Genomic DNA, 20,992 nt, shown 5'->3' on the forward strand with positions numbered 1-20,992 from the left:
GCTTTTGGGTGGCAAACAGCGGTTTTAACCTTATGTAAATAAAAAAGCACCGAATGTATCGGTGCTTTAATTGTATGTTAAAATAATTCTTTATGAATTTTTCAAAGCTTCTGCTCCGGAAACAATTTCCAAGATTTCGTTGGTAATTGCAGCCTGTCTTGCTTTGTTGTAGAAGATCTTAAGATCATTTCTCAAAGCTTCTGCATTGTCTGTAGCTTTGTGCATTGCTGTCATTCTCGCTCCGTGCTCAGATGCTACTGAATCAAGGATTGATTTGAAAACCTGAGTTTTGATAGACTTTGGAATCAAGTTATCCAGAATCTCAGCTCTGTTAGGTTCAAAGATGTAATCTGTTTCCACCTGTGGCTCTGCGTTTTCAGGCATCAGGATCGGAAGAAGTTGTTCTGTTGTTACTTCCTGAGTCGCTGCATTAACGAATTTATTGTAGATAACATATACTTCGTCAAATTTACCTTCTCTGAAACTTGTCATTACTCCTTCAGTGATGTGAGCAACGGCATCAAAGTTCAGATTATCATAAACAGAACTTCCATTAGCATATACCGAACGGCTTCTTCTTACAGCATCAAATGCTTTTTTACCTACAGGAAGAACTTCAACCTCGTATTGAGAATTGTTCTGAAACTGAAGGTTAAGCTCTTTTACAATTGAAGAGTTAAAAGCTCCTGCAAGACCTCTGTTTGAAGTAACAGCGATGAAAAGTATTCTTTTAACCTCTCTTTTCTGAGCATATACAGAAATCTGATCAGGATCTGAGCTAGAATTTACATTCTGGATAAGCTCCTGTAATTTTTCAGAATATGGTCTTAGCATTACGATTGCGTCCTGTGCTTTTTTAAGTTTCGCAGCGGAAACCATTTTCATAGCACGGGTAATCTGCATCGTAGATGAAATTGACGTAATTCTTCCTCGTATTTCTTTTAAGTTTGCCATTAATTTGGGTTCAAAGTTTATGGTCTAAAGTTTAAGGCTTAAAATGTTATATTTTAAACCTTAAACATTTATTTTTTTAGTTGTATTTAGAAGCTAAATCGTTAGCAGCCTGCTTAAGAACACCTGTAATATCGTTATCGATTTTTCCAGACTTAATAGCAGCCATTGTATCAGGGTGCTTAGATCTTAGGAACTCGATATACTCGTGTTGGAATTCTTTAATTTTGTTCAAAGGAACGTTTCTCATTAAGTTTTCTGTTCCAGCATATACGATCGCTACCTGACTGTCTACAGGAAGTGGTGCATTTACCGGCTGCTTAAGGATTTCTACGTTTCTTTCTCCTTTAGAGATCACTGCTAAAGTAGAAGCATCAAGATCAGAACCGAATTTCGCGAACGCTTCTAGTTCTTTATATTGAGCCTGGTCTAATTTAAGAGTACCAGAAACTTTTTTCATTGATTTGATCTGAGCATTACCTCCTACTCTCGATACAGAGATACCAACGTTGATCGCTGGACGAACCCCTGAGTTGAATAGATCAGACTCCAAGAAAATCTGTCCGTCCGTAATAGAGATTACGTTTGTAGGGATATATGCAGAAACGTCACCAGCCTGAGTTTCAATGATTGGAAGAGCAGTTAATGAACCACCTCCTTTCACGATTGGTTTAAGAGATTCTGGCAAATCGTTCATTTGCTTAGCAATGTTATCATCAGCGATTACTTTTGCAGCTCTTTCCAATAGTCTTGAGTGAAGATAGAAAACGTCTCCAGGATAAGCTTCACGGCCCGGTGGTCTTCTCAATAGTAGAGAAAGCTCACGGTAAGCAACAGCTTGTTTAGATAAATCATCATAAACGATAAGCGCTGGTCTACCAGTGTCTCTGAAGAACTCTCCGATAGAAGCTCCTGCCATTGCAGAATATACCTGCATTGGAACTGGATCTGATGCGTTAGCCGCAACGATTACAGTATACGCTAAAGCTCCTTTATCAGAAAGCGTTTTAACGATTTGTGCTACAGTAGAAGCTTTCTGACCGATCGCAACATATATACAATATACAGGGTTACCTGCATCAAAAAATTCTCTTTGGTTGATGATCGTATCAATCGCAACAGTAGTTTTACCTGTCTGTCTGTCACCAATGATAAGCTCTCTCTGACCTCTTCCTACCGGAATCATCGCATCAATTGCAACGATACCTGATTGTAAAGGCTCAGTTACCGGCTGTCTGAAGATAACTCCAGGAGCCTTTCTTTCCAATGGCATTTCGTATAAATCCCCAGTAATAGGACCTTTACCATCGATAGGGTTACCAAGAGTATCTACTACTCTTCCTAACATTCCTTCTCCTACTTTGATAGAAGAGATTCTGTTTGTTCTTCTTACTGTATCACCTTCTTTTACTAATTTACTTTCACCAAGTAGAGCAACACCTACGTTGTCTTCTTCAAGGTTAAGTACAATACCTTCTACATCACTAGAAAATTTCACCAACTCTCCGTATTGTACGTTTTCTAACCCGTATACACGAGCAATACCATCACCGATGGTTAAAACTGTACCTACTTCCTCAACGTTGGATTGAGTATCGAAGTTGGCCAATTGCTGTTTTAAGATCGCAGATACTTCTGCCGGATTTATTTCTGCCATTGTATGGTTGTTTTTCTTAATTTAATTGGAAATCTTTTTTAACTTGGTTAAGTTTTGTCTTCACAGACGCATCTACCTGCTGGTCACCCACTCTCAGAACATATCCTCCAAGAATTTCAGGCTTTACAATTACTTTCAAATCGAAGTTTGAATCAGCATTTACAAGATTGGTAGATCTTAAAATCTGGTCAAGATTTTCTTTTGAAAGCGGAGTTGCTGTAGTAAGCGTTACTCTTTGTATACCACTAAGGTCTTCTACTTTATTGATAAATTCCTGAGCGATATTTTTCAATTGGTTTTCACGTCCGTGTTTAATCACCAATCTGATCAGATTTTGGGAAGAAACAGATAAACCTTTGAAAATTTCGTTTGCTACTTCTATCTTCTTTTTTGAATCGATGTAAGGAGTCATGAAAAATTTATTTAAGTCCGCAGACTCTTTCATGATCTTTGCCACATCTTTCATTTCAGAAAATACAGTAGCCGTTTGACCTGATTCGTTGGTGAAGTCAAGTAAACCTTGTGCGTATCTTTTAGCTACTTTAGATGTAAGCATTCTTAGTTAAGGTTTGATTTGTTTAAATAATTTTGAACTAATTCGTTTTGAGCTTCGTTGTTATCCAGCTTTTGTTTCAAGATAGACTCAGCAATGTTTACAGATAAAGTACCAATTTGAGTTTTAATGTCTGCCATAGCAGCATTTTTCTCAGCGTTGATAGTCTGTTTAGCAGCTTCGATCATTTTGTCTCCTTCAGCTTTAGCAACATCTTTAGCTTCCCCTACGATTCTGTCTTTAATCTCTCTAGCTTCTTTAAGGATAGCATCTCTTTCGATTTTTGCTTCACGAATGATTCTTTCGTTATCCTCTTTTAAAGTTTCCATTTCTTTTCTAGCTAATTTAGCTTGGTTAAGAGCGTCAACAATAGATGTTTCTCTGTCATTGATAGACGTTAAAATAGGTTTCCAAGCGAATTTACCTAACAAGAATAATAATGCTAGAAAAATAACAGACTGGATAATAAATAATCCTGATGAAAACTGATGAATTAATTCCATTATATAAATGTATAAATAATTATTACTTTTTTAAAGAACCATTATCTGCAACCAACCGTTACAGATAATGGTCTGATTTTAATTAGTTTACTGCGAATAGAGCAGCAAACGCAACACCTTCTACAAGTGCAGCTGCGATAAGCATAGCTGTTTGGATTTTTCCAGATTGCTCAGGTTGTCTAGCGATAGCTTCAAGAGCAGCAGCTCCGATTTTACCAAGACCGATACCTACACCTAGTACTACGATACCAGCACCTACAATTTTAGGGATTTCCATAATATATAATTTTAAAAAATTTGTTTTACTTTAATTAACTCTTTCAATTAGTGAGCAGCATGATGTTCGTGCTCGTGCTCCTGTACTGCCATTCCGATAAACAAAGCTGATAACATTGTAAAGATATAAGCCTGTAGGAATGCTACCAATACTTCCAGTAAATAAATTACCAATGTAAGGAATGGGAATGCAACACCTGCGATAAAATTCTTAAATACGTAGATCAATCCGATCAAACTCATTACTACGATGTGACCTGCAGTCATGTTTGCAAAAAGACGGATCATCAATGCGAACGGCTTCGTGATTGTTCCTAATAATTCGATAGGAAGCATGATCAGTTTCATTGGAACAGGAACTCCCGGCATCCAGAAGATGTGTTTCCAGTAATCTTTATTCGCTGAGAATGTTGTAATCAAATACGTAAGGATAGCCAGGAAGAATGTCATTGTAATATTACCTGTAACATTGATTCCGAAAGGCATTAATCCTAAAACGTTAAGGAAAAGAATAAAGAAGAATACAGTTAATAAATACCCCATAAATCTCTTATACTTATGTCCGATATTTGGGATTGCAACTTCGTCTCTTACAAAAACAATTAGCGGCTCTAAAAATCTTGCTGCCCCTGTAGGAACAACTGATTTTTTATAAGATTTAGCCATTCCACCGAATAACACTAGCATAAAGATTGATACTAATAAAATCATCAGTACACTTTTTGTAATAGAAAGATCTAATGGCTTTACGTTAGTTGGGTGACCGTGATCATCTAGAGTTATAGTTCCAGCAGCATCAGTCTTATAGATTTTCTCATGGTGCAGTACATAAAAAGAACCATCTACTTCAGTAGGCTCTCCATGCATAAACCCTTCTTTGTTACTCATGAAAGCGTGAAAACCGTTATCATATACAATAACAGGAAGAGGGAAACCGATGTGGTGACCATCTTTATCTACCATCAATGTGAAATCATGTGCATCCAACAAGTGATGATCGATGAACTCTTTGTTTTCTTTGCTTACTTTGTCTTTCTCTGAAAGCTCTTGAGCAGGAGCTGCCCCAGCAGGAGCCTCACCGTGCTGTGCAGACACTAAGTTTAATACAAAAATACTGTAGAATAAAACTGCGAATTTCTTAAACATTGATAGGTTTTTTTCGTTGTGCAAAAATATGATATTTTTTCTATTTTCAATAAATTATTTTACTGTTTTTTATCATGATTAATCAGCTTGATCGCATAGTAGGTAAGCATTGCTGTCAGGACAAAATACGGGATGATGAAATGAAATTTATAGCCTGGAATGACTTCAAAGTTCAGTTTTTTTCTGATTAGGTACATTAAACCAAATTTTAAAAGGATCAAACCAATAACAGACAATCCTAAAAATTGTGGTGCTACTCTATTAATTAAAATAATAAGAGTGACCATCATCATAAACATGACGCTTAGAAAAAGATAAAATTTAATGATTATAATTTCATCCAGATGAAAAACAAATTTCCAAATGGAAAAATGTACAAGAAACGTCAGAAAGAATAAAATGACAACAAGAATATTAGGATTGATTTTCATTCTAAATTTTAATTGATCGCAAAAATAGACTTTTTCTATCGTATTATGATATGATTTGATATATATCATTTTTTCTTATATATATAATATTACGTGCCGGACACTTTAGATATGCTAAAAATTCCTTATTTTTGCAAACCTATAATTTACAATCAATATGTTTAATAGTTTACAGGATAAATTAGACAAGGCATTACACAATATTTCCGGTAGAGGAAAAATTACAGAAATCAATGTAGCGGAAACCGTAAAGGAGATCCGTAGAGCATTGGTAGATGCCGACGTTAACTATAAAGTTGCAAAAGATCTTACAAAAAGAGTTCAGGATAAAGCATTAGGAGAGAACGTTCTTACTTCCCTTACTCCTGGACAGCTGATGACAAAAATCGTTCACGATGAACTTGTGGAACTTATGGGAGGTTCTCAGGAAGGGATCAACCTTTCTGGAAAGCCATCTGTAATCCTTATCGCAGGTCTTCAGGGATCTGGTAAGACTACTTTCTCAGGAAAGCTTGCTCATTATTTACAAACAAAAAGAAATAAAAAGCCTTTATTGGTAGCATGTGACGTTTATCGTCCTGCTGCAATTGATCAGCTGAAAGTATTGGGAGGACAGATTAATGTTCCTGTTTTTACTGAAGAGGGATCTACTAATCCTTCTACCATTGCTGAAAATGCAATCAATTTTGCAAAAGCCAACAATCATGATGTAGTAATCGTGGATACCGCGGGTCGTTTGGCGATTGATGAGCAGATGATGAACGAGATCAAATCTGTACATTATTTCATCAAGCCACAGGAGACTCTTTTCGTAGTTGACTCTATGACAGGTCAGGATGCTGTAAATACGGCAAAAGCATTCAACGATGCATTGAATTTTGACGGGGTTGTTTTAACGAAATTAGATGGTGATACAAGAGGGGGGGCTGCACTGACAATCCGTTCTGTTGTTGAAAAACCAATCAAATTCATCTCTACAGGGGAAAAAATGGAAGCTTTAGATCTTTTCTACCCGGAAAGGATGGCAGACAGAATCCTGGGAATGGGAGACGTTGTTTCCTTAGTAGAAAGAGCTCAGGAGCAGTTTGATGAAGAAGAAGCTAAAAAACTTCACAAAAAAATCGCTAAAAACGAGTTCGGATTTGATGATTTCCTTAAGCAGATCAACCAAATCAAGAAGATGGGTAACATGAAAGACCTGATGGGAATGATTCCTGGGGTTGGAAAAGCGATCAAAGATGTAGAAATCAGCGATGATGCATTCAAACACATTGAAGCGATTATCTATTCTATGACTCCTGAAGAAAGAAGAAGACCTTCTATTATCAATACTCAGAGAAAAGGCAGAATTGCTAAAGGTGCGGGAAGAAAAATCGAAGATGTAAATCAATTGATGAAACAATTCGAACAGATGGGTAAAATGATGAAGATGATGCAGGGACCTCAAGGAAAGCAGATGATGCAGATGATGAGCAAAATGCCAAATATGCCCGGAATGCCTGGTATGGGTGGAAAATAAAAAAGACAAAATCAGTCATAAAAAAACTCTCAGAATTTCTGAGAGTTTTTTATTTTTATGGAAATACTTGTTTATTTAAACTTGTATCCTACTCCTAGCTGGAAGAAATTCATTTTTAATTTCTCACCATCCACAGGGTTTTTGATCATATTGGTAAGACCAAAGCTATAGCGGGCATCCACGAATAATCCTTTGTATAGATTATAGTCAACTCCTAAGAATAAACCGAAATCAGTAGATTTCAATCCATTATTCAGCTCTCTTTCTAAATAGCGTTCCCCTTCTTTAAGGCCTGAAGGATCTACCATGCCGGCGTTAGGACCACTTACTTCAAATTTTGCTTTATTGTTCGTTTTAAAGCTTACATAAGGACCAGCGTAAATTCCCAGCTCCGGAGTTGCATAATACCTTGCCGATACAGGAATTACGATTCTATTAAGATTCATCTTTTCAGTTAAGGTAATACCTGTGCCTGGTATTCCAACCTCTGCTTTTCCTCCCAGATTAGCATATTCTACCTCTCCCTGAATAGCAAATTTGTTATTAAATTTGTGCTCAACCAAAGCTCCGATATAAAATCCAGACTTTGATTTCATACTACCTGCTATTCCTCCTAATTCAAAATCATTTTCACTGGAATTTAGTTTTGATAAAGCGTAACCTGCTTTCAAACCGAAAGTGGTTTGTGCATTTAAGCCTGCAAATAAAGCAATTGCAGATGCCAATAAGATTTTTTTCATGGTTATATATTAAATAGTTTTAAACTTAAGAATACCTAAGATAAGCATCTTCGTTGTAACGGATGTGTTTTGTTTATTATTTTGCAAATACATACTTAACTCCAAAAGTCACGGAAGTTAAACTGATCCCAAATTTGTAGTCATCAGCTCTTTTAGCTCCATCAATGTCTCTTTTGTAAGTATTGTATCCGAACTCCCCTATTGTAGCTTCAATTGACCAGTTTTTAGTCACGAAATAATCCAGACCCGGTTTAATATTCACTCCAATGTTCGTGTAGTTATTTTTTTGTTTAAACGGAGCGGAAAGTATAGGATCTCCACCGTCACCTTCGCTGTTAAAATCCACTTTTTCCTTTCCAAATTCCAATGGAACCTGCAATTGTCCAAAGATGTATAATTTATCGGATAAAGTCCAGTATTTTCTCACGAATGGAGCAACAACAAATGCGTTATCCGTATCTTTAATTTCAATTGTATTAAGAGATCCAAAACCACTTACTTTATATTTTGTAACAGCATTTTTATAACCTATACCAAGCCCTACAGCTAAGTTGCTATTAACGAAATACCCTATTGTAGGAAGGATTCTGATCACATCATTCTTTCTCTCAGTTCCGAATTCATTCTTTTCACTGTGATAATATCCTACCTGTCCTGAAAGATAAGAGGTACCTTTTGCAATTTGTGCATTTGATAAACCGAAAAGCGCTACAGCGCCCATCAATACGATTTTTTTCATGATTATTATATTAGTTTTTTTATTAAAAAAAGCCCTAAGGGTTACTCAGGGCTTTCTTGCTATATGCTTTGTTTATTACTTTGCAAATACATATTTAACTCCGAAAGTTACTGAAGATAAATTCAATCCGAAGTTATAGTTGTTTGTAGCATCACCATTTTTTGGCTTGTAGTTGCTATAACCGAACTCACCGATAGTAGCTTCGATAGACCAGTTCTTGTTTAAGAAATAATCTAAACCTGGCTTCACAGTAACACCGATTTTAGTGTACTTAGCTTCAGTAGAAGTAGAGTTTGAAACAACTGTATTTCCTGTTGTAGCTACAGAGCTAGTTTCAGTTTCAGTTTTTCCAAACTGCATTGGTACTGCTAATTGTCCGAAGAAATATAACTTGTCAGACAAAGTCCAGTATTTTCTTACGAATGGAGCAACAACAAAAGCTGGAGTTTTAGTAACGTTCTCGTTGACAATTGTAGTGTTTCCTAAAGTTGCAGTAGTAGTGGTAGTGTTCTTTTCAGTTTGGTATCCAATTCCTAATCCAACTGCTAAGTTAGTGTTAACGAAATATCCAACTGTAGGTAATACGTTGAAGTTTTCTTTTTTATCGTTACCGTTGTTAGTTTCTTTTTGAGAATACTCAACAGATCCTGATAAATATGTAGTTCCTTTAGCAATTTGAGCGTTTGATAAACCAAAAAGTGCAACAGCACCCGCTAATAATATTTTTTTCATTTTAAAAAATTTTAATACTTTCTGAGGGCAAATTTACAGTGGCTACCACGAATATTAAAATTTGTTAATGTGATTAATATCATTGTTAAAATTAAGGGTTTTGTAAGAATAAATCCTATTCAGGAGAGACCTTTAGGTTTTTCACAATATTATGAATAAAAAAACTACATTTTATCAACAAGAGACAGATATGTTTACTTTTTTACATTTTACTTTTTTTTCTAAACCCCCATGAATTCTACAAAAATACCAAAATTAATTAACCTAAAATATTAATTTTTAAGTTATTAACTCTTAAAATTTAAACAAATGTTTATTGTGGAGGAATAATTTCGTCTTTTCTAATCGCTGTAGGCTCATTGTATTAAAAAAAATTGATGCAATATTCGTATAAGCTATATATAAGCCACAAAAAAGAAAGCAGGACAAAATTGTCCTGCTTTATATTATAATCTGATATTAAAATTTCAGAATTAGTTTCCTCCGAATTTGAAACCTACACCAATTTGTGCAAAGCTGTTAGTCGCTTTTTCGTTCCCATCTGGATGTTTTGCAAGGTTAGAAATTCCAAGATTATATCTTGCATCAAAGAACAATCCATTTTCCAAAGCATATTCTGCACCAAGGAAAGGAGCGATGTTCAAAGTATTCATTTGATCTTTGATATCTCTTTCATCATCTGCATTAAGCTCAAATCCTGGAATTCCGAATCCGAAATCAGCGGTAAGCTTTTGTTTAGCAGAAAGAATCAACCCGAAGCTTGCTCCTGCAGAAACTGACAACCCTTCAGTGATGAAATATTTAGCAGAAATAGGAATCAATAAAGTATGATAAGTCTGCTTTGCCTTTACATTTAAAAAAGTAGTTGGATTATCAGGATCAGCTTCAGCTACATTTACCTTTCCTCCAAGTGGCGAGTATAAAAGTTCTCCCTGAAGAGCAAATTTATCGCTCAATTTGTATTCAGCAATACCACCAATATAGAAAGTATGTACAGGATCTGAAGTTTCAGACTGTCCGTCTCCTTTTAATTTAACTGTAGAGTAAGAGTATCCAGCTTTAGGACCAAATCGAAATTCTTGTGCGTTTGCAGAAATTCCCATAACAGCAACGGCTGCAACAAGTAAAAGTTTTTTCATGTTTAAATTAGTTTTTACATTTAAGGACTGCAAATCTAATTATTTTTTTCAAATTAACAAATTTTAATAAAATAATAAAAGGTTAATGAAAGGTTAACAGAGACTTTTACTCATTCAGAACTACTCGTTTCTCACTCTTTTATCTTCATCATTATAGGCAAGGATAATTTTTCTTACCACAGGGTGTCTTACTACATCCTCTTCTGTAAGATGTACAAATCCGATCTCCTTTACTCCACTTAAAATTCTCATAGCCTCTTTCAGTCCTGACTGTTGATTTTTAGGAAGGTCAATCTGGCTTGGATCTCCTGTAATAATGAACTTGGCGTTCATCCCCATTCTGGTAAGGAACATTTTCATCTGCGCATGAGTGGTGTTCTGTGCTTCATCAAGAATTACAAAGGCATCATCAAGGGTACGTCCTCTCATAAAAGCCAATGGAGCCACCTCAATTACTTTTTTCTCCATGAATCCCTCCAGTTTCTCATGAGGAATCATATCACGAAGTGCATCATATAAAGGCTGCAAATACGGATCCAGCTTTTCTTTAAGGTCACCTGGCAGGAATCCCAGACTCTCTCCTGCTTCTACGGCAGGTCTTGTCAGGACAATTCTTTTCACTTCCTTATCTCTCAATGCTCTTGCTGCCAATGCCACACTGGTGTACGTTTTTCCGGTTCCTGCAGGACCTATGGCAAATACCATGTCCTTTTTCTCCGTTTCCTTTACCAGCTTTTTAAGATTGGTGGTCTTAGCCTTAATGACTTTTCCGTTGACCCCTTTTACAATAATATCCTGGTCAAAGATCAGTTGTTTCTCGTTTTCATCTTTAATATTCAATATATTTTCAACGTCTTTCAGCTCTATTGAATTGTTTTTAGAGATAAATGAGACAATGTCGTTCAGTTTTTGCTTCAGTATGTCTAAAGCTTCCTGATTTCCCATTGCAAAGATAACATGATCTCTTCCTGTAATTTTAATGGTTGGAAAGCTTGATTTTAATAAGTTGAAATATTGGTTATTAACTCCATAGAAGACTTTCTTGTCGATATCTTCCAAATCATATGTTAATTCAAACATGCAGTATTTTATTTATTAGATTTTAAAATTAAAGCTTTTTTTCAAATTTATATCAAATTCTTTTCAACAATCTTTCGGGCTTTCTTTTTATTTTAAATAACTTTGCAATACTACACTATTCTATAAATTGCTCATGTCAATTATTACCCTTACTTCGGATTTCGGAAATTTAGATTACAGAGTTGCCGCTGTGAAAGGCAAAATTCTGTCTCTAAATCCTGAGGTTAATATTATTGATATAACCCACGACATCCAGGCATTCAACCTTATACAGACATCGTATATTGTAAGAAATGCTTATAAATATTTCCCGAAAGGAACCATTCACATCCTTTCCGTAGACAGTTTTTACAACAAATCAAGAAAAAATCTCATTTATAAAGCCGACGGATCTTACTTTCTGGCGGCCGACAATGGACTTTTGAGCCTTGTATTTTTCGATATTAAACCGGAAGCGATCTATGAGCTTACGCTGAACAACCGTTTTGATGACGTTATCAACTTTACGTCCACAGATATTTTTGTTCCTGCAGCGGTACATCTTGCCAATGGCGGACTTCCGGAAGTGATCGGAAGAAAAATACATTCGGCTAAACAGCTGATGTTCCCAAGACCGGTTTATAATGAATCAGAAGGTATGATTATTGGTGATGTTTCCTATATTGATAATTTCGGAAATATAATCTCAAATATCAACAAAGATTTTTTCGAAAATATCAGTAAAGGCTACAGCAGTTTCACAATAAAATTCAGAAATCTGAGTCTTTCAAGGATATTTTCCAGCCATACAGAAGTCGTTTCAGACTGGGAAAGGGAGACCGAATTCCACGGGCAGTCGGCTGCAATCTTCAATGACAGTCAATTATTGGAGCTTACGATCTACAAAGGAAGTAAGAAAAATGGCGCTAAAAGCCTGTTTGGATTGAATGTAGGTGAAAATATCTACATCGAATTCAGCTAAGATTATATATTTCATAAAAAAACCGATTTTTTTTATATATTTGTCAAAATCTAAAAATCAAAAATGGCAGAATACAAATTATTGCTTCCTTCCATGGGAGAAGGTGTTATGGAAGCGACAATTATCACTTGGTTATTCAATGAAGGTGATAGCGTAAAGGAGGATGACTCCATAGTAGAAATTGCAACAGATAAAGTAGATTCAGACGTTCCGACACCAGTTTCGGGGAAAATAGTAAAGATTTTAAAGCAAAAAGATGAAGTTGCAAAAGTAGGTGAAGCCATTGCTATTTTAGAAATTGAAGGAGAAGGTTCAGCTTCAGAAGAAGCAGCTACTGAAACTCCGGCAGCTACTCCGGATGCTAGCACTTTAAAAGCAATTGAAGAGCCTCTACAAACAGCAGCTGCTTCAAATGTAGAATTTTCAGGAGACCTTTATTTATCTCCACTTGTAAAATCTATTGCACAACAGGAAAATATTTCTGAAACTGAACTGAAATCCATCAAAGGAAGCGGTTTGGAAGGAAGAATTACAAAAGAAGATATATTAGCTTATGTTGCTAACAGAGGAAGCCAGCCGGTTCAGCAGGCAGCTCCTGCACAAGCAGCTTCAGCTCCAAAACCAGCGGTATCTGCTCCTGCAGCTACTATCTCAGTAAATGCAGGTGATGAGATCATTCCAATGGACAGAATGAGAAAGATCATCGCTGAGAACATGGTAAAAGCAAAACAAATTGCTCCACACGTGACTTCTTTCATTGAAACAGACGTTACCAACGTTGTAAAATGGAGAAATAAAAACAAAGCAGTTTTCGAAAAACGTGAAGGTGAAAAACTTACGTTCATGCCAATTTTCGTAAAAGCGGTAGTGAAAGCAATCCAGGATTTCCCAATGATCAATGTTTCTATCAATGGTGAGAATATCATCAAAAAGAAAAACATCAACATCGGTATGGCGACTGCCCTTCCAGACGGAAACCTTATCGTTCCTGTAATCAAAAATGCAGATCAGCTATCTCTTTCAGGCCTTGCGAAAGCAATCAACGACCTGGCTTACAGAGCAAGAAACAAAAAATTAAGACCTGAAGATACTCAGGGAGCAACGTATACAATTTCTAACGTAGGAAGCTTCGGAAACCTTATGGGAACACCGATTATTCCTCAGCCTCAGGTAGCTATCTTAGCCATCGGAGCTATCGTTAAGAAGCCTGCAGTTCTTGAAACAGCTGACGGTGATGTAATCGCGATCAGAAACCTAATGTTTATGTCTCACTCTTATGACCACAGAGTGGTAGACGGATCTTTAGGAGGAATGATGCTGAAGCATGTTCACGACTACCTTCAAAACTGGGATCTGAACACAGAAATATAAGTAATGAGTAATCAGCAATAAGTTATTTTGCCGATTTTACATACTAAACCTTCGATTAAATCGAAGGTTTTTTTTATTGGAAAAAACTGAATATTTTATACAAATAACTTACAAACAATGTAACAGAGGGTGTCACTCAATTGTCTTATATAAGAACCATACACCTGAATTACCAACACATGAAACAAATTCTTTTAGCAGCATTTGCATTACATATTTCCACGGCCGCTTTTTCGCAGCAAACCAATCAGTCTCAATTGATTGACAGCTATGTGAAAGAAGCAATGAAGAACAATAAAATCCCGGGACTGGCTCTTGGAATTATAAAAGACGGCAAAGTAATTTTTGAGCAATATTACGGAACAGAAAATCTGGAAGACCTTAAAAAAGTGAGCCCAAGTTCGATGTTTAGGATATACTCTACTTCAAAATTAACAGCCAATGTCGGTATTTTTCAACTGATTGAGCAGGGAAAATTATCTTTGGAAGACAATATCTCCAAATATGTTGAAAATATTCCCAAAGAATGGCAGGAAGTAAAAGTAAAAAACCTGCTGACTCATTCTTCCGGAATTCCAAATTTTATTGCTTTTGAGGATATTCCGGTTAATGATTCCAATGCAAAGGTTATTGAACGTCTTTCCAAAGAAAAAATGGATTTTAAAACAGGAAATGAATTCAGATACAATCAAACGAATTACATGCTGCTTACCATGATCATAGAAAAGATTACAGGGAAGTCATTCGATGATTTTATTATAAGCAATCAATTTTCTGATGTAAAAAACCAGGTCTATTTCTCATCAAATTCTCTTGAGCAGATTCCCAACAGAGTTCAGAAATACAACTACAACAATGAAACAAAACAATATGAGAAAACGCCATTTGACAACGGCGTAAGATCACATTCCGGAAATGGATTAGCCATTACCCTTCCCGCTTTTTTACAATGGAGCAGCCATCTCAGCAAAAACGATCTATTGAATCAAAACACAAAAGAAATGATGTGGAAACCGTTTGATTATGGAAACAAAAAAGATTCTTTTGCCTACGGATGGGAGATCAGCAAAGCAAACAATATTCTGTCTTATGGTTTTTCTGGTGGAAATGTAAGCGCTTACAGAGTGTTCCCACAGAATAACATGGCCATTATTATGATGTCGAACGGATATAATTTCTTCCCGGCACAGTACCATATTGTCAATCATATTGCATCCATTATTGATAAAAATTTGACCGACGCTTATTCTATAGCTGAGGAATCTATTATTGCTGAATTTGCGAAAGCCAGCAGTACAAACGCAGAAAAAAACTACTTCAACATTAAAGCTAAAAATCCAAAATGGGATTTTGAAAACACCTTGAATAATATTGGGTATATTTTAATGAGAGGTTCAAGAGTGGATGACGCTGTTAGAGTTTTTGAATTGAATGTAAAGGAACATCCACAATCCGGAGGTGCTTATGACAGCCTGGGAGAAGGTTATTTCAATGCTAAAAACTATCCTTTGGCATTAAAAAATTATAAAAAATCTCTTGAACTGGATCCACAAAATACGAATGGTTCTACTATGATCACTAAAATAGAAGCTCTTCTCGCTCAGAAAAAATAATTAAAAATCACATAATCTCACTCAATAAAGTCCTGACAAAAGTCGGGATTTTTTATTTGATTTAAACATTATTTATTTTATTTAAAATTCATAATATTTGATTTTTAAATTTAAAAATAATTCAAACAAAATGACAGTTTAATAAAATATCAATAATTAAAGCTGATTCATTTTACATTATAATCACTTTCTTGGATGTCTAAGTTATTAGTATTAATTTTAAAGCAAATATTATTTGAAAATAGATACCGATTATAGAAGATCCCGTATTTTTACCTATCAAAATTAACAAATGCTGAAATTTTTAATCCTCATTAGAAGATCCCTCAAAAAATCCTTCGACAATATCCGGAATGAACAACTGAAGAACAATCTGCTTCAGGCTATTCCTTTTTGGATAGGATCTGTCATTACAGGCTTTTTTGCCGTTATGTATGCGCAGATATTTGCCTGGGGTGAGCATCTTATGAATTTCATTTTTGACTGGCATGCGTGGATGATTTTTATTATCGCTCCCGTTGGATTTGTACTTTCCTGGTGGCTGGTAAAAGAATTTGCTCCAAACGCTAAAGGAAGTGGCATTCCGCAGGTGATGGCAGCTGTAGAACTTGCCAACCCCAAAGAACACCGTAAGATCAGAAGTCTGCTAAGCATTAAGATTATCTTTTTCAAAATCCTGTCCTCTGTCATTCTGGTTATCGGAGGAGGTGCTGTAGGGCGTGAAGGACCTACGATTCAGATTGCAGGCTCAGTGTTCAGAAAAGTGAATGAATATCTTCCCGAGTGGTGGCCGAAGATTTCTAAGAAAAATATGATTATGACAGGAGCGGCAGCCGGGCTTGCGGCAGCCTTCAACACTCCGTTGGGAGGAATTGTTTTCGCGGTTGAAGAACTGTCAAAAACCCATATTAATTATTTCAAAACAGCTTTATTTACCGCGGTTATTATTGCTGGTCTCACAGCGCAGACCCTTGCCGGGTCTTATTTATATCTGGGATATCCGAAGACCAATGATGTTTCTTTAATGGTCATGTTTCCGATCATGCTCGTTGCAGCCACAGCTGGTATTTTGGCCAGCCAGCTTTCGGTTGTTATGCTTAAAATCAATAGCTGGAAGAAGAAAAAACTGAAAACAGATAAAGCGAATGTGGTATTCCTGATCATTTGTGCTTTAATTATTGCTTCTATAGCCTATTTCATCAACAGGGAAATTCTTGGCTCAGGAAAAGAGATTATGGAGCGTGTTCTTTTTACCAAAGATAAGCACGAAGACTGGTATGTTCCGATTCTAAGAATGCTTGGCCCTGCCCTTTCTTTCACTTCCGGGGGTGCAGGCGGAATTTTTGCTCCTGCTCTTAGCGCGGGAGCAAGTATAGGTTCTGTTATTTCAGGTCTTATTCACTTGACACCCAACGAAACCAATGTAGTGGTCCTCGCCGGAATGGTCGCTTTTCTTACAGGAATCACCCGGGCTCCTTTCACTTCAGCCATTATTGTTCTGGAAATGACGGACAGGCATTCTCTGATTTTCCATCTGATGCTGGCAGGTATGGTCTCATCCATTGCTTCTATTCTGGTAAGCAGACATTCTTTATATGATGTATTGAAAGCAAATTTCCTGGCCGAAATCAGAGCCAAAGAGTAACCAGAGATCAAAAGTTATTATTAAAAGAGAATAAGTATTGTCAATATTGCTCAACTATTTCACCAATACTCTTGTATATAAGAAATATATTGTCTAATTTTGCACCTCGAAATAATTAACAAATTCATTTAACATTATGAACAATTACGAAACTGTTTTCATTTTAACTCCCGTTCTATCTGAGTCACAGGTAGAGGAAGCAGTAAACAAGTATGTAGATCTTATCAAAGAAAAGAACTGCGAAATCGTTGCTAAAGAAAACTGGGGATTAAAAAAATTAGCTTATCCGATCCAATTAAAAAAGAACGGGTTCTATACTTTAATCGAATTTAAAGGTGAAGGTACTGTAGTAGCTGATCTAGAATTGGCATTTAAGCGTGACGAGAGAGTAATCCGTTACCTTACTACAAAACTTGACAAGCATGCTATTGAGTACGCTGTAACTAGAAGAACTAAAGTAAAAGCAGCTAAAGCTTAATTATTAACCCTATTTTTTAAAAAAGACAAGACATGGCAATAGATGAAATGGCTAAACAAGCCTCTGCAGGAGGAGAATCAGAAGTAAAGTTTCTTACTCCACTTGATATCAATACAAAATCTGAAAAGAAATATTGTAGATTCAAAAAATACGGAATTAAGCACGTTGATTACAAAGATGCTGATTTCTTATTACAATTTGTAAACGAGCAAGGTAAAATCTTACCAAGAAGATACACTGGAACTTCTTTAAAATACCAAAGAAAAGTTTCTGCTGCTATCAAAAGAGCAAGACACCTTTCTTTACTACCTTACGTAGCTGACTTATTGAAATAAGACAAAAAAATAAATAAGAGAAGAGAGCAATCTCTTCTTTTGTTGCTGAATAAATAATTAATTCTAACTTGATTTTAGACCACTCTAAAATCTAAAAAAAGGACAACAACAATGGATATTATCCTAAAACAAGACGTAGAAAACTTAGGACTTGAGTTTGATACAGTAAGTGTAAAGCCAGGTTACGCAAGAAACTTCTTACTTCCTCAAGGTATTGCACTTTTAGCTACACCTAAAAACAAAGCTGCTCTAGAAGCTACTTTGGAAGCTAGAAAAGAAGAAGAAGCTAAATTAATCGCTGCTGCTAACGCTGTAGTAGATCAATTGAAGAAAACTTCTATTACTATTCCTGCAAAAGTAGGTTCTGGTGACAAATTATTCGGATCTATCAACAATGCAGATCTTTCTGCTGCTCTTGCTAAGTCTGGAGTTTCTGTAGAGAAGAAATATATCAAAATCCCAGGAAACTCTATTAAGAGAACTGGTAAAGTAACTGCAAACATCAGATTACACAGAAACGTTGAGTACAACTTCGAATTCGAAATCGTATCTGACGCTCCAGTTGTAGCTGCTCCAGCTGCTAAAAAAGAAGAAGTTAAATCTGAAGAAGCTTAATTAAGCAACTGAGATTTTCTCATAATATAAACCACTTCAATTGTATTGAGGTGGTTTTTCTTTTGTATAATAACTACCCCGTCTTTTTGTTTTGCAAAAATCCACCCCTTCAGAGAAGGGGAATTAAGGACATCATAACTCATAGTATTCCCGAGTTGAATACACTTTGTTGAAATGCAAAATAAAAGCGGTTAAAGAGGGCTAAATGCGCGTTATAGCCCAATTCCGCATCATTTACTCCCTCTCAGTTTCTGCTGATATTCTGTAGGGGCAATACCGATTACTTTTTTGAAAATATTACTGAAAGAAGACAGGCTGTTGTACCCCACCATCATTGAGATTTCATACATGTTATATTTCCCTTCCAGCATCAGTTCAAGAGAGCGGGTGATTCTTAATGATCTTAGAAAACGAACGTAATTCATCCCCAGAATCTCTTTAAATTTCCTCGAAAGGGTTCTTGTACTCATTCCGAATTCTTTGGCCGTAGATTCGATGGTCAGAGGCTTTTCAAGGTTAGCATGAATGTATCTTGCGATCTTTAATAAGGTCTCATCTTTTGGAAAAGGATGCTGTATTGGAAATGCCAGGTGTCTGTGTTCTTTTTCCTGTAAAATTCCTTTAAGTGCTTTGAGGAAAAAGTATTTAGAACTCTCATTTTTTGTGATTTTCCCATCCCATTCTTTAGTATATAAAATCATTTCCCGAAGCAGCTCATTAACAGAATAAATATTAATTTCATCAAAAAAGCCACTTTCATTTTCTTCTTTTTTAAAATAAAAATTATATAAATCAACTTTTGGGCTGGTAGAAAAAATATAGTGAGGGGTTCCTGCAGGAATCCACATAAAGCATCTTGCCGGAAGGTACCAATGTTTCTGATCTGTAAAAACATGCACGATACCGCCTTCTGCATAGACCAATTGTGCAGAACTGTGATAATGAACCTCTGTTGTTACATTCCCCGTAAGAACATGATAAACGTAAAATTCTGTATCATCCTCTTCTACTATTTTAAAATGGCTGTCATTCATGAAATAAAGATAAGAAGAATTTTTAAACTGGCGTAAATGAGCAAATCTTTTTCTGTTTTCACAAATAGGGTCCCATACTTGTTGTCGTAACTTTGCTGCATCAAAATCATTTTAGCAAAAATCCTTTAATTAATTTATGAATATCACATTTAACGCATACAGATATCTGTATATTGCGTTGTGCTTATTATTGAGCAGTTTTTTACATTCACAGATGATAGACTACCAACATCTCGGCTTACAGCAAGCTGTAGAGATCGGTCTGAAAAACAACAAGAATATACAGATAAGCCATCTAAAACAGGAAATGTCCGTTACCAAAGAGAAAGATCTTAAAATGGAAAAACTTCCGGACATTGAATTCCATACAAGCTACAATCAGGTAACGAACCTTTTTCAACATGAGAACGGCGTATTCAACAAAGCAACAAAATACGATGTGATCAATGGTATGTATGATTTTACATTATCTGCATCCATTCCGGTGTATATGGGTGGAAAAATAAAGAATACGGAAAAGAAGACCGCCATTGACACTGAAATTTCATCTTTAAAAACCCATTTGGATGAGAGACAGCTTACCATGGAAATTATTACAGCTTTTCTACAGATCCATCATTTAAAAGAACAGCAGAGTCTGATCAATGATAAAATGAAGGAAGATTCTGTGAACATCAAACAGGTAAAAGCGCTTAAAGCCAACGGAGTTGTAACCGTAAATGAAGTGTTAAGAACTTCTTTGCAGCTTTCCAATCATACGATGAGCTGGACAGAACTGGATAATGATATTCAGATTGCAGAGCATAAGCTTAAAACGATTCTTTCCCTTCCGGAAAGCCAGGAAATGCATGTCAACACAGAAGATCTGATCTCGGATAATGCTTCAATACCTTATATCAATGAATTGACGGAAACAGCTTTACACAAAAATGAATCCGTTGAAATCACTCACAAAAATCTTTCATTAAAGGAATTGGATCAAAAAATTACCAGAGCGAATTATTTACCCAAAATTACAGCGGGTGGAGAGTATTTTTTAAAGTATCCCAATATGATGTTCTTTCCTCCTGAACCCTACGCTTATCGTCTGGGAATGGTGGGTGTGAATCTTACCTATCCTATCGAAAATTTGTATAAAAATAAATACAAAATGCAGGAAGCAAGGGAAAATATTGATCTTGCCAAACTTCAGATAGAGGAAAATGAAGAGAAGATCAGACACAGCGTTTATGAAGCGTACAAAAAGTTTGAAGAAACAGATCAGAAAGTAAAAATTGCGGAAGAAGCCATTACCCAGGCTAAAGAGAATTATCGTATTGTAAGAACAAAATACGCCAATAAGCTAAGTCTTATCACTGAACTGATAGATGCTGACAATACTTATCTGGAGGCTGAATCTAATCTTATTTCTATAAAAATCAACAGACAACTTAAATATTACCAACTCCAATATACGATTGGGAACTTATAAAAA

Annotated in this window: 22 protein-coding genes; 9 read left to right on the plus strand and 13 right to left on the minus strand. The window is 35.9% G+C overall.

From position 1 onward, the window contains the following. Nucleotides 1-90: 90 nt before the first annotated feature. From atpG to DBR39_RS24200, 7 genes are all read right to left on the minus strand, one after another. Nucleotides 91-954 (minus strand): ATP synthase F1 subunit gamma, encoded by an 864-nt coding sequence (atpG, locus tag DBR39_RS07330; RefSeq protein ID WP_109738608.1) that lies wholly within the window; start codon nt 952-954, stop codon nt 91-93. A gap of 76 nt (nt 955-1,030) precedes the next feature. Continuing rightward, nucleotides 1,031-2,608 carry a F0F1 ATP synthase subunit alpha gene (gene atpA / locus DBR39_RS07335; protein WP_109738607.1) on the minus strand — a complete coding sequence of 526 codons (1,578 nt, stop codon included), beginning with the start codon at nt 2,606-2,608 and terminating at the stop codon, nt 1,031-1,033. Between the two features lie 16 nt (nt 2,609-2,624). After that, a complete protein-coding gene (gene atpH / locus DBR39_RS07340) occupies nt 2,625-3,164 on the minus strand; it encodes an ATP synthase F1 subunit delta (RefSeq protein WP_103234313.1) in 540 nt (179 codons plus the stop codon). A gap of 2 nt (nt 3,165-3,166) precedes the next feature. Continuing rightward, entirely contained in the window at nt 3,167-3,664 is a 498-nt protein-coding gene (locus DBR39_RS07345) for a F0F1 ATP synthase subunit B (protein ID WP_109738606.1), read from the minus strand. Between the two features lie 82 nt (nt 3,665-3,746). Then, a complete protein-coding gene (atpE, locus tag DBR39_RS07350) occupies nt 3,747-3,941 on the minus strand; it encodes an ATP synthase F0 subunit C (protein WP_002979108.1) in 195 nt (64 codons plus the stop codon). 47 nt (nt 3,942-3,988) lie between these two features. Next, a complete protein-coding gene (atpB, locus tag DBR39_RS07355; protein WP_124531816.1) occupies nt 3,989-5,086 on the minus strand; it encodes a F0F1 ATP synthase subunit A in 1,098 nt (365 codons plus the stop codon). Between the two features lie 59 nt (nt 5,087-5,145). Next, complete coding sequence (locus tag DBR39_RS24200) at nt 5,146-5,283, minus strand: hypothetical protein (protein WP_185147147.1); 138 nt, start codon at nt 5,281-5,283, stop codon at nt 5,146-5,148. Between the two features lie 391 nt (nt 5,284-5,674). On the opposite strand from DBR39_RS24200, the gene ffh reads away from it, so the two are divergent. Further along, complete coding sequence (gene ffh, locus DBR39_RS07360) at nt 5,675-7,036, plus strand: signal recognition particle protein (RefSeq protein WP_124531818.1); 1,362 nt, start codon at nt 5,675-5,677, stop codon at nt 7,034-7,036. Between the two features lie 71 nt (nt 7,037-7,107). On the opposite strand, the gene DBR39_RS07365 is transcribed toward ffh, so the two are convergent. The 5 genes from DBR39_RS07365 to DBR39_RS07385 all read right to left on the minus strand — a co-directional run bounded on the left by DBR39_RS07365 (nt 7,108) and on the right by DBR39_RS07385 (nt 11,466). Continuing rightward, nucleotides 7,108-7,776 carry a porin family protein gene (locus tag DBR39_RS07365; protein ID WP_124531820.1) on the minus strand — a complete coding sequence of 223 codons (669 nt, stop codon included), beginning with the start codon at nt 7,774-7,776 and terminating at the stop codon, nt 7,108-7,110. A 76-nt stretch (nt 7,777-7,852) separates the two neighbouring features. Continuing rightward, nucleotides 7,853-8,515: an outer membrane beta-barrel protein gene (locus tag DBR39_RS07370; protein ID WP_124531822.1), complete on the minus strand. Its 663-nt coding sequence runs from the start codon at nt 8,513-8,515 to the stop codon at nt 7,853-7,855. 75 nt (nt 8,516-8,590) lie between these two features. Beyond that, nucleotides 8,591-9,247: an outer membrane beta-barrel protein gene (locus DBR39_RS07375; protein WP_124531824.1), complete on the minus strand. Its 657-nt coding sequence runs from the start codon at nt 9,245-9,247 to the stop codon at nt 8,591-8,593. A 473-nt stretch (nt 9,248-9,720) separates the two neighbouring features. Then, nucleotides 9,721-10,386 (minus strand): porin family protein, encoded by a 666-nt coding sequence (locus tag DBR39_RS07380; protein WP_124531826.1) that lies wholly within the window; start codon nt 10,384-10,386, stop codon nt 9,721-9,723. 120 nt (nt 10,387-10,506) lie between these two features. Continuing rightward, on the minus strand, nt 10,507-11,466 hold the full coding sequence (locus tag DBR39_RS07385; protein WP_109738601.1) for a PhoH family protein: 960 nt from the start codon (nt 11,464-11,466) through the stop codon (nt 10,507-10,509). A gap of 133 nt (nt 11,467-11,599) precedes the next feature. Here DBR39_RS07385 and DBR39_RS07390 point away from each other — a divergent pair, with 133 nt between their 5' ends. The 7 genes from DBR39_RS07390 (at nt 11,600) to rplI (ending at nt 18,484) form a co-directional block, all read left to right on the plus strand. Continuing rightward, nucleotides 11,600-12,427, plus strand: coding sequence for an S-adenosyl-l-methionine hydroxide adenosyltransferase family protein (locus tag DBR39_RS07390; RefSeq protein WP_124531828.1), 828 nt, complete (start codon nt 11,600-11,602; stop codon nt 12,425-12,427). Nucleotides 12,428-12,490: 63 nt separating this feature from the next. Next, complete coding sequence (locus DBR39_RS07395; RefSeq protein WP_124531830.1) at nt 12,491-13,798, plus strand: dihydrolipoamide acetyltransferase family protein; 1,308 nt, start codon at nt 12,491-12,493, stop codon at nt 13,796-13,798. Between the two features lie 179 nt (nt 13,799-13,977). Further along, complete coding sequence (locus DBR39_RS07400; protein WP_124531832.1) at nt 13,978-15,411, plus strand: serine hydrolase domain-containing protein; 1,434 nt, start codon at nt 13,978-13,980, stop codon at nt 15,409-15,411. Between the two features lie 292 nt (nt 15,412-15,703). Next, on the plus strand, nt 15,704-17,056 hold the full coding sequence (locus tag DBR39_RS07405; protein WP_124531834.1) for a chloride channel protein: 1,353 nt from the start codon (nt 15,704-15,706) through the stop codon (nt 17,054-17,056). 136 nt (nt 17,057-17,192) lie between these two features. Beyond that, a complete protein-coding gene (rpsF, locus tag DBR39_RS07410; RefSeq protein WP_103235592.1) occupies nt 17,193-17,534 on the plus strand; it encodes a 30S ribosomal protein S6 in 342 nt (113 codons plus the stop codon). Between the two features lie 32 nt (nt 17,535-17,566). Continuing rightward, on the plus strand, nt 17,567-17,869 hold the full coding sequence (gene rpsR / locus DBR39_RS07415; protein WP_034706728.1) for a 30S ribosomal protein S18: 303 nt from the start codon (nt 17,567-17,569) through the stop codon (nt 17,867-17,869). A 111-nt stretch (nt 17,870-17,980) separates the two neighbouring features. Further along, a complete protein-coding gene (gene rplI / locus DBR39_RS07420) occupies nt 17,981-18,484 on the plus strand; it encodes a 50S ribosomal protein L9 (RefSeq protein ID WP_124531838.1) in 504 nt (167 codons plus the stop codon). Nucleotides 18,485-18,714: 230 nt separating this feature from the next. On the opposite strand, the gene DBR39_RS07425 is transcribed toward rplI, so the two are convergent. Further along, complete coding sequence (locus DBR39_RS07425) at nt 18,715-19,518, minus strand: helix-turn-helix domain-containing protein (RefSeq protein WP_124531840.1); 804 nt, start codon at nt 19,516-19,518, stop codon at nt 18,715-18,717. A gap of 136 nt (nt 19,519-19,654) precedes the next feature. Between DBR39_RS07425 and DBR39_RS07430 the strand changes: the two genes are divergently transcribed. Next, nucleotides 19,655-20,989 carry a TolC family protein gene (locus DBR39_RS07430; protein WP_228447786.1) on the plus strand — a complete coding sequence of 445 codons (1,335 nt, stop codon included), beginning with the start codon at nt 19,655-19,657 and terminating at the stop codon, nt 20,987-20,989. Nucleotides 20,990-20,992 lie beyond the last annotated feature (3 nt).

The sequence above is a fragment of the Chryseobacterium sp. KBW03 genome (assembly GCF_003852415.1).
GTDB lineage: Bacteria > Bacteroidota > Bacteroidia > Flavobacteriales > Weeksellaceae > Chryseobacterium > Chryseobacterium viscerum.

What these genes read in the sequence shown, in the direction of transcription:
- atpG (WP_109738608.1), bottom strand. Translation starts at nt 954, where the DNA reads ATGGCAAACTTAAAAGAAATACGAGGAAGAATTACGTCAATTTCATCT.
- atpA (WP_109738607.1), bottom strand. Translation starts at nt 2,608, where the DNA reads ATGGCAGAAATAAATCCGGCAGAAGTATCTGCGATCTTAAAACAGCAA.
- atpH (WP_103234313.1), bottom strand. Translation starts at nt 3,164, where the DNA reads ATGCTTACATCTAAAGTAGCTAAAAGATACGCACAAGGTTTACTTGAC.
- DBR39_RS07345 (WP_109738606.1), bottom strand. Translation starts at nt 3,664, where the DNA reads ATGGAATTAATTCATCAGTTTTCATCAGGATTATTTATTATCCAGTCT.
- atpE (WP_002979108.1), bottom strand. Translation starts at nt 3,941, where the DNA reads ATGGAAATCCCTAAAATTGTAGGTGCTGGTATCGTAGTACTAGGTGTA.
- atpB (WP_124531816.1), bottom strand. Translation starts at nt 5,086, where the DNA reads ATGTTTAAGAAATTCGCAGTTTTATTCTACAGTATTTTTGTATTAAAC.
- DBR39_RS24200 (WP_185147147.1), bottom strand. Translation starts at nt 5,283, where the DNA reads ATGTACCTAATCAGAAAAAAACTGAACTTTGAAGTCATTCCAGGCTAT.
- ffh (WP_124531818.1), top strand. Translation starts at nt 5,675, where the DNA reads ATGTTTAATAGTTTACAGGATAAATTAGACAAGGCATTACACAATATT.
- DBR39_RS07365 (WP_124531820.1), bottom strand. Translation starts at nt 7,776, where the DNA reads ATGAAAAAAATCTTATTGGCATCTGCAATTGCTTTATTTGCAGGCTTA.
- DBR39_RS07370 (WP_124531822.1), bottom strand. Translation starts at nt 8,515, where the DNA reads ATGAAAAAAATCGTATTGATGGGCGCTGTAGCGCTTTTCGGTTTATCA.
- DBR39_RS07375 (WP_124531824.1), bottom strand. Translation starts at nt 9,247, where the DNA reads ATGAAAAAAATATTATTAGCGGGTGCTGTTGCACTTTTTGGTTTATCA.
- DBR39_RS07380 (WP_124531826.1), bottom strand. Translation starts at nt 10,386, where the DNA reads ATGAAAAAACTTTTACTTGTTGCAGCCGTTGCTGTTATGGGAATTTCT.
- DBR39_RS07385 (WP_109738601.1), bottom strand. Translation starts at nt 11,466, where the DNA reads ATGTTTGAATTAACATATGATTTGGAAGATATCGACAAGAAAGTCTTC.
- DBR39_RS07390 (WP_124531828.1), top strand. Translation starts at nt 11,600, where the DNA reads ATGTCAATTATTACCCTTACTTCGGATTTCGGAAATTTAGATTACAGA.
- DBR39_RS07395 (WP_124531830.1), top strand. Translation starts at nt 12,491, where the DNA reads ATGGCAGAATACAAATTATTGCTTCCTTCCATGGGAGAAGGTGTTATG.
- DBR39_RS07400 (WP_124531832.1), top strand. Translation starts at nt 13,978, where the DNA reads ATGAAACAAATTCTTTTAGCAGCATTTGCATTACATATTTCCACGGCC.
- DBR39_RS07405 (WP_124531834.1), top strand. Translation starts at nt 15,704, where the DNA reads ATGCTGAAATTTTTAATCCTCATTAGAAGATCCCTCAAAAAATCCTTC.
- rpsF (WP_103235592.1), top strand. Translation starts at nt 17,193, where the DNA reads ATGAACAATTACGAAACTGTTTTCATTTTAACTCCCGTTCTATCTGAG.
- rpsR (WP_034706728.1), top strand. Translation starts at nt 17,567, where the DNA reads ATGGCAATAGATGAAATGGCTAAACAAGCCTCTGCAGGAGGAGAATCA.
- rplI (WP_124531838.1), top strand. Translation starts at nt 17,981, where the DNA reads ATGGATATTATCCTAAAACAAGACGTAGAAAACTTAGGACTTGAGTTT.
- DBR39_RS07425 (WP_124531840.1), bottom strand. Translation starts at nt 19,518, where the DNA reads ATGAATGACAGCCATTTTAAAATAGTAGAAGAGGATGATACAGAATTT.
- DBR39_RS07430 (WP_228447786.1), top strand. Translation starts at nt 19,655, where the DNA reads ATGAATATCACATTTAACGCATACAGATATCTGTATATTGCGTTGTGC.